Below are 10,628 nucleotides of genomic sequence, written 5' to 3'. Positions count from 1 at the left end.
GCGATCAGATCGTCGCGGCGAGCGCCACGGCGGTGTCGGACATGCGGTTGGAGAAGCCCCACTCGTTGTCGTACCAGGTCAGGATGCGCACCATGGTGCCGTCCATCACCTTGGTCTGGTCCATGTGGAACACCGAGGAGTGGCTGTCATGGTTGAAATCCGACGACACCAGCGGCTCGTCGGTGTAGCCGAGGATGCCCTTCAGCTCGCCGTCGGCGGCTTCGCGGATCGCGGCGTTGATCTCCTCGACCGTCGTCGCCTTCTTGGCGATGAAGGTCAGGTCGACCACCGAGACGTTGGGGGTCGGCACGCGGATCGCCACGCCGTCCAGCTTGCCGTTCAGCTCGGGCAGCACCAGGCCCACGGCCTTGGCGGCGCCGGTGGAGGTCGGGATCATCGACAGCGCCGCGGCGCGGCCGCGGTAGAGATCCTTGTGCATGGTGTCCAGCGTCGGCTGGTCGCCCGTGTACGAGTGGATCGTGGTCATGAAGCCCTTCTCGATGCCCACGGCGCGGTCGAGCACATAGGCCACCGGCGACAGGCAGTTGGTGGTGCAGGACGCGTTGGACACCACCAGGTCGGCCGAGGTCAGCGAGCCATGGTTGACCCCGTAGACGATGGTCTTGTCGGCGCCCGAGGCCGGGGCCGAGACCAGCACCCGCTTGGAGCCGTTGGCGAGGTGGAAGGACGCCTTCTCCTTGTCGGCGAAGATGCCGGTGCACTCCATCGCCACGTCGACGTCGCCCCAGGGCAGCGCCTTGGGATCGCGCTCGGAGGTCACCTTGATCGGGCCCTGGCCCACGTCGATGGTGTCGCCCGAGACGGTGACGGTGCCCGGGAACCGGCCATGCACGCTGTCGTAGCGCAGCAGGTGGGCGTTGGTCTCCACCGGCCCGAGATCGTTGATCGCGACGACCCGGATATCGGTCCGCCCGCTCTCCACGATGGCGCGCAGCACGTTGCGCCCGATCCGTCCGAAGCCGTTGATGCCGACCTTGACCACCATTGCTGGTCTCCTCGCCTGGTTGCTTTCTTCCCGATGACGGGCGCGCGCCCTGCGTCGCGCGCTCCGCGATAGCTCGCGGGCGTTATACCGCCGGGCGGGGCCGGGCGAAACCTCGCGCGCGAGGCGGGGAGGTCCGCGGGCGCGCGAAGGGCCGCCGCCAATCGCCGCGGGCAGGCGAGGGAGCTGCGAAAATTCGCGCGCGGATTAACCCCACGGTAGCCAAACGCAGGGTAAGTCCGCCGGGCGAGAGGAGGATTCTCCTCGCCGCGCCACGCCGTCATTCGCAGCCGAGGATCCCCGCCATGAGAAAAGCCCCGTTCGCCGTCACCCTTCTGGCGTTGGCGTCGCTCGTCTCGTCCGCCGCGGCCAACGAGTACGAAGCCAGCCTGCTCGAACTGGCCGCAGGCCCGCTCGCCGCCATCGCAGCCGACCCGATCCTGATCGCCGCGATCAAGGCGCGGAACGCCGAAGGCGCCCCCACTCAGGCCGAGATCGATGCGCTCGACAAGGACTGGCGCGCCCAGGTCGGCTCGGGCGCCGAACCGCTGGTGGACAAGGTCAAGGCGAGCCCCGCCTCCAGGGTGCTGGTCGCCGCCCGCGACGCCTCCGATGGGCTGATCACCGAGACCTTCGCCATGGATCAGGTCGGCCTGAACGTCGCCGTCTCCGACCCGACCTCCGACTACTGGCAGGGCGACGAGGCCAAATGGCAGAAGACTTTCCTCGTCGGCGCGGGATCGGTGCACATCTCGGACGTGGAGCTCGATGAGAGCACCCAGACCTACCAGTCGCAGGTGAGCCTGCCGGTGCTGGACCCCGAAGGCGGCGCGCCGATCGGGGCGGTGACCTTCGGAATCAATGTCGAACTGCTGAACTGACCGGTGTCCGGTGCGCCCTGCCGCGCGCCGGACATGCGCAGGCCCGGCGCTGCGCGCCGCGCCGCCCCTCGTGCCTCGGAGCGACCGATGACCCCTGCCCCCGCCTCGAAAGTGCAGCGCCTCGGTGCGCGACCGCGCCTTGGGCGCCGCATCGCGCTCGCCTTCGCGCTCGGCGCGGCGCTGATGACCGCGCTGTTCGCCGGCCTGTCGATGCAGGCGTCGAGCCGCCTGGCCAACGAGGTGTTCTCGCGCTCAGTCTCCCAACTCGCCGACCTGACGGCGCGGGAAATGGGCGGCGCGGTCAAGTTCGGCAAGGTCGACATCCTCGAGGCGGCGATGAGCCACCTGGCCGAAGCCAATGGCGAGGCGTTCGGCGGCGCGCAGGTTTACGGGACCGACGGCGCGCCGATCGCCGCCGTGGGGACGAAGGCGGCGGATCCCGCGATCGCCTCGATGGTGACGGCGGCGCTGGGCGGCGCCGACTCGGGCGCATCGACCGACGGCCTCACTCAGGTCCGCACGGTGCGCTTCGGCAAGGGCGACGACATCGTCGGCGTCGTGGCGATCAGCTGGACCGACGACGTGATCGCGCAGGAAGTGGAAGCCTCGACCATGCGTCTGGGCGTGCTCGGTCTCGTCATCGCCCTGGCGGCGGGGGCCGCGGCCATGTGGGCGATGCAGCGCATCCTGACCCGACCGCTGGTCGAGCTCGCCACCACCGTGCGCCAGCTGGTCGCGGGAGAGGAGGCGCCGATCCCCGGCTTCGACCGGATGGACGAGATCGGAACCCTCGCCCGTTCGCTCGCCGAAATTCATGAGCAGAGCCAAGCCTCCGCCCGCACCAAGCGGGCGATCGACGCCGCTTCGGCCCAGCTGATGATCGCCGACGACGACGACCTGATCACCTATGTCAGCCCCTCGCTGGTCAAGACGCTGGACCAGGCCGGCGACGCCATCCGCAAGCTCGCCCCGACCTTCGATTCGCACAACATGGTCGGCACCAACTTCCACATGTTCCACCGCAACCGCGCGCACCAGGCCGGCATGCTGAAGAACATGACCGACAAGATCGCCACCGACATCTCGCTGGGCGAACGGCGGCTGCAGCTGGTGGTCAGCCCGATCTTCGGGAATGCCGGCCAGCGCATCGGCACCGTGGTGGAGTGGCAGGACCGGACCGAGGACCTGGCGATCCTGGCCGATATCGACCAGACCGCGGCCCGGGCCGCGGAGGGCGACTTCTCCCGCCGCATCTCCAACCGCGGCGCGGACGAGAATCTCGAACAGGTCGCCCGCCAGGTGAACCGCATCTGCGAGACCATCGACCGCTTCCTGACCGATGTGGAGACCCCGGTGAAGGCGATGGCCGACGGCGACCTGACCAGCCGCTCGCGCGCCGAATTCAAGGGCCGCTTCGCCGACGTCACCCGCTCGGTCAACGTCACGCTGGACCGGCTGGGCGAACTGGTGGCCGAGATCAAGACGGCCGAGCGCGCCATGCGCGGCAATATCGACGAGGTCTCGAACGGGGCCGGCGACCTGTCCGGCCGGACCGAAGCCCAGGCCTCGGCGCTGGAGGAGACTTCGGCGACGGTGGAGGAGATCTCGGCCACGATCTCCACCAATGCCGACGGCGCCCGCCAGGCCAGCCTGATGGCGGCCGATGCGCGCGACCGCGCCAAGGCCGGCCAGTCGGTGGTCGGCGACGCGGTCAGCTCGATGAAGGAGATCGAGGAAAGCTCCTCGCGCATTTCCGACATCACCGCGGTGATCGACTCGATCGCCTTCCAGACCAATCTGCTGGCCCTGAATGCGGCGGTGGAGGCCGCCCGCGCGGGCGAAGCCGGCAAGGGCTTCGCGGTGGTGGCCTCCGAGGTCCGCACCCTGGCCCAGCGTTCGTCCGAAGCGGCGCGCGACATCAAGGAACTGATCGCGGCGTCGGGCGCCAAGGTCGCCGACGGCGTGCGCCACGTTCATGCCACGGGCGAGGCGCTGGGCGGCCTGATGTCGGCGATCAGCTCGATGTCGGAGACCATCGACGACATCGCGCGCGCCAGCCGCGAGCAGGCGACGGGCATGCAGGAGATCACCCAGGCGGTGTCGCACATGGACGAGACCACCCAGCGCAACGCCAGCATGGCGGAGCAGAGCGCCCGGGCGGCCGAGGCGCTGCGCACCCAGTCCGATACGCTGGCCGAATTGATCGGCTTCTTCCGGGCCGCAGCCGCCGCGCGAAACCGCGCCGCCTGAGCGCCGGGTCGCCGGAGCCCGCCAGTCCCCGCCCGCTCCGATCCGCGTCGCTGGCGCGGACCGACCGCCCCGGATCCGCTGCCTGCGGACCCGGGGCGTTTTCATATCAACCGGCGCCCGACGCCGCCGCTGGCGCGACCTTGGGTCCGCTTGGCGCCCCCCTCGCCCCGGCCCGGCCTGCCGGGCCGTCCGTCGGACAACGTCCGGCGGGGCGACGGCCGCAGGCCGGCGCGGGCGAGCTGCGCTCCGCCCCGCACGGCGGGGGAAGGCGGGTCGCCGGGGTTCGGCCCGCCCGGCGCCCCGTCAAGCAGACGCCCGATCCCACATCCTGCCGTTGCCCGAGGCCTGACGACCCCGTCGCCCGGCGCGGGATCGACCGCCCCCGGGCGCGCAAAACATCAGGCGCCGGGCGCGGGATCGGCGAAGGCGGCGAAGCGATCGAGGTCGACGGACTCGACCTCGCGCAGCAGCTCGATGAAGCCCTGCGCCTGATGCGCCGCGATCGCAGCCCCCCGCTCCGCCGTGGCGCGCGAAGCGTCGCCGACCGTCCCGTCCGGGTTCAGGTCCTTGGCGATCCAGCCATAGGCGACCGACCCCGTCGGACGCAGCCAGCGGAAATCCCCCATTCCCTCGGCCGAGGAGGCGAAGTCCTGCGCGCGATCCATCCGCACCAGTTCCGGCCGGAAATGCAGCATCAGCGAAGTCTCGGAATCGCCGCCATGAATGCCGTAGGTCTTCTCACGATCCGACAGCATGCCCTCGGGATGGCCGAAGGCGCCCCACTGGCAGCGCACGGCCAGCATCCCGGCGCGCACCCGCAGCTCCCGCGTCACGATCGACACAAGATCCAGGTTGCCGCCATGCGAATTCACGATGATCAGTTTTCGGACCCCGGCGCGGGCCACCGAAAGACCGATCTCCACCCATGCCGCCAAAGCCGTTTCCGCGGTCAGGGTCAGGGTGCCCGGCGCGTGCAGATGCTCGTTGGACTTGCCGACCGCCTGCACCGGCAGGATGCGGATGTCGAGATCGTCGGGAACCCGCGCGCAGACCTCGCGCAGCATGCCGAGGTTGATCTCGGTGTCGACGCCCACCGGCAGATGCGGCCCGTGCTGCTCGATGGCCGCGGTGGGCAGGATCGCGATGGTCCTGGCCGGATCGATATCGGCGTAGTCCAGCGTGGAATAGTCGGACCAGTGCAGGCGACGCATGGGCCCCCTCCCTCTCAGTTCGCGCGATGCGCGTAGGTGGCGTTGAGACGCTCGGACAGATGCTCGGCCCCGGTGATCGGCGCGTGGCGGGGCGCTTCGCCGGGCGCGACGCAGACCGAGGGCGCTTCGATCACCGCGTCGGGATCGGGGTCGAGGAAGAAGGCGACGGAATAGCGCTCGCGCGAGGGCGCCAGCACCCGGTGCGGGGTGGAGACATAGAGATCGTTGGTCCAGCGCTGCAGGCAGTCGCCGATATTGACCACGAAGGCGCCGGGAACCTGGGGCACGTCGAGCCACTGGTCGGTGCCGCGCAGCGCCCGGGGCTGGACCTGGAGCCCGGCCACCCCATCGGTCGCCAGCAGCGTGACCGAGCCGTAGTCCGAATGCGCGCCGGCGCCGATGCCCTCCCCGCCCGCCGGGTAGCGCAGCAGGCGGAGCGTCGCCATCGGCGCGCGGAACTTGTCGGCGAACCAGTCCTCTGGCAGGCCGAGATCCAGCGCGAAGGCCTGGTGCAGCTCCAGCCCCAACGCAAGACATGCGTCATACCAGCCGAGGCATTCCGGCTTGAACGCAGGCGCGCCCTTGGGCCAGAGGTTCACCCCGCGGAACGGCCTGCCGGCGACCACGTCCGGGTGATCCTCGGGCAGATCCAGCCCGATGTTGAACGCCTCCTTCGCGTCGGCCTGACCCGAGGCGGGGTCCAGCGCCTCCACCTTCGAGGCGACGTAGCCGCGGTTATGGGCGCTGTGGGCGATGGCGACCGCGTCCTTCTTCGCCTGCTCCAGCGCGAAGAACCCGCGCGCCACCGAAAAGATCGCGGTGCGTCGGGCGTTCATGATGCCGGAATTGGCCAGCAGGAAGAAGCCGGTGTCGCGACAGACCGCGCCCAGATCGGCGGCGAAATCGGCCCGCCCCGCCGCATCGCCGTCGCGAAAACGGGAGAAATCCAGAAGCGGGATGGCGGGGGCCTCAGGCATCGGCGGGGTCTCCTTGCAGCGCAGGGCGGGGGGCGCGCAGGCCGGCCCCGGACAGCATCCGGTCGCATTCCCGGGTGACGCGCGCAAGATGGCGGGCGCGGGTTTCGGGCGTCGAGGCGTCCATGCGGTAATGCGCGGCGAAATGGGTGCGGCAGGTCCGGGCGCAGCAGGACCGCAGCCCGCGGGTCAGGGTCCGCCGCCCCGGCGCGCCCATCGCCCAGGTCAGCAGCCGCGAAGCCCCGCCGGTGGTGAACACCGCCAGCCGCCCGACATGGCCGAGCCCCGGCGTGATCGGGCCTTCCGCCGGCAGGTTGAACGCCACCCCCGGCAGCATCACCCGGTCGAGCCAGCCCTTGAGCATCGCCGGCAGCCCGTACCACCAGGTCGGATAGACGAAGACCAGCGTGTCTGCCCAGCGCAGCGCCTCGATATGGGGGGCGAGCGCGTCATGGTCGGGGCTCGCGCCCGCATAGCGCTGCCAGCGCGTCGGCGTCATCACCGGGTCGAAATCCTCGGCGTAGAGGTCGATCATGCGCAGCTCCGCGCCGCCGTCGCGCAGGCGGGCGGCGACCGTGGCGGCGACGGCGGCGTTGAAGCTTTTGGGCGACGGGTGGCAGTAGATCAGGAGGGCGCGCATGGCGGGGCCCCTTTTCGTGCCGGGGCCGCGCGAGGCTCGCGGCGCCGGTGGGCGGCGGGGAGGTCGGCTTCCCCTTCTCCCGCCCCGCCGGGAGAAGGCGGCGGGGGTCAGACCGCCGGTTTCATCCCCGCATAGCGATAGACTTCGGCGTAATTGAAGTCGGGCTCGTCCCAGGTGATCATTTTCCCCGGGTTGAGCAGGCCCTTGGGGTCGGCCTCGCGCTTGAAGGCCAGCTGGCGGGCGTCGGCGGACTGACGGCCGCCCTCCTCCAGCGTGTAGCGGTGCGGGTTGAACACCTGACAGCCCAGATCCTCATGGATGCGCACGATCTCATCGAGCCGTTCCTCGGTGGTGAAGCGCACCACGGGCAGGCCGGCGAAGGCGAGCGCCCCGCCCTGGCGGATCGCCTCGAGATGCTGGGGCACCTCCTCGCCGAAGGTCTTGCGGATGGCGGCGACCAGCTCCAGCGCGCCGGGCTGGGCGTAGCGGACCTGGAGATAGGTGATGGTCGGATCGACGCGCAGACCGCGCAGCGTGGTGTGGTTCCAGCCGTATTCGTAGGCGACGCCGAACGCCTTCTTCTCCTCCGCCGTCACGGTGTCGGAACGATAGATGATCTCCGCCCCCTTGTTGCGGGCGGTGAAGGTCAGGAAGGCGTCCATGGCGTGCGGCGCGACCATGACGATGACCACATGCTGGTCGCGGCGGATGCGGGACTGGATGCGCAGGAAATAGTCATGCGGCATCGGCGCTTCTACGGGCGTGATCAGCTTGGTGAGGATGCCGTCCTGGTTGCCCAGATCCTCGGCCCAGCGGGCGGCGTCCATGAAGTCGTCGAAGCCGACCAGCACGTCGGTCCAAGCGTAGGCGGGGGCGAGCGGCAGTTCGATCTCGGTGATGATGCCGTTGGTGCCGTAAGCGTGGGAGACGCGGTGCAGCTCCTCCCCGGTGAATTCCAGCACGCGAGGCTCGGCCTCCATCGTCACCACGCGCAGGCGCAGGATGTTGCCGAGGTCGCGCAGCTGGCCCCAATGCACCGACCCCACCCCGCCGGAGCCGCCGGCGACGAAGCCGCCGACGGTGGCCGTGGCGTAGGTCGAGGAGAACATGCGGATCTCCTGCCCCGACTGGCGGATGGTCTCCGCGTCCAGATCGCGCAGGATGCAGCCCGGCTCCACGATAACGCGGCCCTGATGGACCTCCTTCACCTTGTTCATGTGGCGCATGTGCAGGACGCAGCCGCCCGCGAGCGGCATGGCCTGGCCGTAATTGCCGGTGCCCGAGCCGCGGGTGGTGACCGGCACGTCGTGCTCGTAGCAGACCTTGAGGATCTCGATCACCTCGGCCTCGGACCGGGGCGCGACCACGAAATCCGCGACCAGATGGTCGAGCCGGGCTTTGAGCACCGGCGAATACCAGAAGAAATCCCGGCTCTTGGCTTTGACGGAGGCGGGCTTGTCGTCCAGATCCAGATGGGCGAGGGCGGCCTTGGCGGCGGCGACGTTGGGGGTCATGCGGGCTCCATCAGGTCGTCGAGTTCGGCGTAGTCGGGCAGCGTGCGGTCGATGGCGCGCCCGGCGCGCAGCACGATGCGGTCGGATTGGGGGCGGGAGAAAAGCTCGGTCCAGGACCGGGCGCGGCAGATCACCAGATCGGCCGGCGCCCCGGGGTCGAGCGACGGCGTCTCGAACCCGCAGGCGGCGGCGGGGGCGGCGAGGAAGGCGTCGATCCAGTCCTCACGCGAGTGATCCAGGTGGCAGATGCGGGTGGCTTCGCGCATCACCTCGATCATGTCCAGATCGCCATAGGCGTAGAACGGGTCGCGGGTGTTGTCGGACGCGAAGATCACCGGGATGCCCCGCGCACGCGCCTCATGCACCAGGGTCACGCCGCGGCCCCGCGGCGTGCGGCCGTGGCGACGGTCCTGAAGATACATGTTGCACATGGGCAGCGAGGTGATGGAGAGGCCCGCGCCGGCGCAAAGGTCCAGCGTCTCCAGCGCCGCCGACTCCTCCTGGGTGGACAGCGAACAGCAGTGCCCGCAATTCACCCGCCCCGCGAACCCGGTCCGCCCGATGGCCCGCGCGATGGCGCGCAGCGTGGCGGAGTTGGGGTCCATGGTCTCGTCCACATGGAAATCGGCGTCGAGGCCGAGCGTCCCGGCGGTCTCGAAGAAGATGTCCAGCCGCCGGTCCAGGTCGGCCACCGGATAGGTCACCGTGCCCAGCACGCCGCCCGCGCCCTTCACCACCTCGGCCAGCGCCTTCCATTCCGCGGTGTCGTCGACGAAATCGACGCCGACGAGGCAGACCGCCTGCAACTCGATGCAGCCGGCCCAGTCCTCCCGCAGTTCGCGGAACACCGCCCAGGAGATGTCGTCCTGCGGCGGCGCGCTGTCGAGATGGGTGCGCAGCGCCTTGGTGCCATGCGCCCAGGCGGAACGCAGCGAGAAGTCGGCCCGCCGGCGCACGTCCTCGGCCGTCCAGCGGGCGCGGCGGTCGTCGCCGACCGTGTTGAGCGCTCCCATGAAGGTGCCGTCGGGATTGGGCGCGCGGCCCCAGATATGGCCCTTGTCGATATGGGTATGGGCGTCGACGAAGCAGGGGAACACGATGCGCCCGCCCATGTCGACTTCGACCTCATCGGCGCGGGCGTCGTTTTCGACGATTTTTCCGCCCTCGATGGTCAGGTCGGTCGACACCAGCGCGCCGGGGCGCCCCAGCAGCGGGCCCGGGGCGCGCAGGTTCATCAGCCGCAGGCGTCCGGCCTCGGGCAGGTCGAGGAAGTCCAAGGTCAAACCTCTCGTTTGATGGCGCTCTCATGCCACTTGCGCAGAAGCATGTGGCTGAGGAAGGACAGCACGGCGAAGATCAGCACGCCGGTCAGCGCGATCAGGATCAGGGCGGCGAAGGCCAGGTCGGTTTTCAGGCGGTAGTTCGCCTCGAGGATGCGGAAGGCGAGGCCCGAGCCCATGCCCCCGGTGCCGGCCACGAACTCGGCCACCACCGCGCCGATCAGGCTGAGCCCGCCGGCGATGCGCAGGCCGCCCAGGAAATAGGGCAGCGCCGCCGGGATCTGCAGATGACGCAGCCGCTGCCAGCGCGACGCGCCGTAGATGGAGAAGAGGTCGCGCAGATTATGGTCGGCGGACCGAAGCCCCAGCGTCGAATTCGACAGGATCGGGAAGAAGGCCACGATCCACGACACGATCAGCATCCCCACCACCTTCTCCGGGACCACCGCGAAGCCGAGGTCGATGTCGGAGACATAGATCAGGATCAGCGGCGCCACGGCGACCACGGGGGTCACCTGCAGGATGACGGCGAAGGGATAGAAGCTCATCTCCGCCCAGCGCGACTGGGCGAAGATCATCGCCAGCCCCGCGCCGCCGATGACGGCGGCGACCAGCGCCAGCAGCGTGGTCTGCACGGTGATCACCCAGCTGTCGAAGAGCGTGGAGGTGTTCTCGACCAGCGCGCCCCAGACCCGGACCGGGCTGGGGAGGATGTAATGGGGGATCTGCGCGGCCTCGACCCGCCATTGCCAGAAGGCGACGGCGCCGCCCAGCATCAGCGCCGGCAGCGCCCAGCGGGCGATCTTCTCGATCCGCCGGGCGCGCTGACGGGCGAGTTCGTCGGTGTCGATCAGGGTCGGGTCGGTGTCCTTCAC

At 69.9% G+C, this 10,628-nt stretch carries 9 protein-coding genes; 2 read left to right on the top strand and 7 right to left on the bottom strand.

The genetic code is table 11. The features are described from left to right. Positions 1-4 precede the first annotated feature (4 nt). Positions 5-1,006, bottom strand: a complete 1,002-nt coding sequence (gene gap / locus ACTB72_RS08010) for a type I glyceraldehyde-3-phosphate dehydrogenase (protein WP_463036460.1) — start codon at positions 1,004-1,006, stop codon at positions 5-7. Positions 1,007-1,308: 302 nt separating this feature from the next. Between gap and ACTB72_RS08005 the strand changes: the two genes are divergently transcribed. Together ACTB72_RS08005 and ACTB72_RS08000 are read left to right on the top strand one after the other, a co-directional pair. Beyond that, complete coding sequence (locus ACTB72_RS08005) at positions 1,309-1,884, top strand: hypothetical protein (RefSeq protein WP_463036459.1); 576 nt, start codon at positions 1,309-1,311, stop codon at positions 1,882-1,884. An 87-nt stretch (positions 1,885-1,971) separates the two neighbouring features. Continuing rightward, positions 1,972-4,134, top strand: coding sequence for a methyl-accepting chemotaxis protein (locus tag ACTB72_RS08000; protein WP_463036458.1), 2,163 nt, complete (start codon positions 1,972-1,974; stop codon positions 4,132-4,134). A gap of 398 nt (positions 4,135-4,532) precedes the next feature. Here the strand turns inward: ACTB72_RS08000 and ACTB72_RS07995 are convergent, their stop codons facing one another. The 6 genes from ACTB72_RS07995 to ACTB72_RS07970 all read right to left on the bottom strand — a co-directional run bounded on the left by ACTB72_RS07995 (position 4,533) and on the right by ACTB72_RS07970 (position 10,628). After that, on the bottom strand, positions 4,533-5,345 hold the full coding sequence (locus ACTB72_RS07995) for a creatininase family protein (protein WP_463036457.1): 813 nt from the start codon (positions 5,343-5,345) through the stop codon (positions 4,533-4,535). Positions 5,346-5,359: 14 nt separating this feature from the next. Beyond that, positions 5,360-6,322 carry an isopenicillin N synthase family dioxygenase gene (locus ACTB72_RS07990; RefSeq protein WP_463036456.1) on the bottom strand — a complete coding sequence of 321 codons (963 nt, stop codon included), beginning with the start codon at positions 6,320-6,322 and terminating at the stop codon, positions 5,360-5,362. After that, the gene (locus ACTB72_RS07985) at positions 6,315-6,959 is read right to left on the bottom strand and encodes an NAD(P)H-dependent oxidoreductase (RefSeq protein WP_463036455.1); all 645 of its coding nucleotides are present in this window, start codon (positions 6,957-6,959) and stop codon (positions 6,315-6,317) included. The genes ACTB72_RS07990 and ACTB72_RS07985 overlap by 8 nt, the downstream gene beginning before the upstream one ends. Before the next feature lie 107 nt (positions 6,960-7,066). Further along, complete coding sequence (locus ACTB72_RS07980; RefSeq protein WP_463036454.1) at positions 7,067-8,473, bottom strand: FAD-binding oxidoreductase; 1,407 nt, start codon at positions 8,471-8,473, stop codon at positions 7,067-7,069. After that, positions 8,470-9,756: a cytosine deaminase gene (locus tag ACTB72_RS07975; RefSeq protein WP_463036453.1), complete on the bottom strand. Its 1,287-nt coding sequence runs from the start codon at positions 9,754-9,756 to the stop codon at positions 8,470-8,472. The genes ACTB72_RS07980 and ACTB72_RS07975 overlap by 4 nt, the downstream gene beginning before the upstream one ends. Beyond that, positions 9,753-10,628: an ABC transporter permease gene (locus tag ACTB72_RS07970; RefSeq protein ID WP_463036461.1), complete on the bottom strand. Its 876-nt coding sequence runs from the start codon at positions 10,626-10,628 to the stop codon at positions 9,753-9,755. The genes ACTB72_RS07975 and ACTB72_RS07970 overlap by 4 nt, the downstream gene beginning before the upstream one ends.

It is taken from the genome of Albimonas sp., from assembly GCF_055129145.1.
The sequence above is the reverse complement of the archived record's forward strand: the minus strand, read 5'-3'. Positions and strand labels throughout refer to the sequence as shown.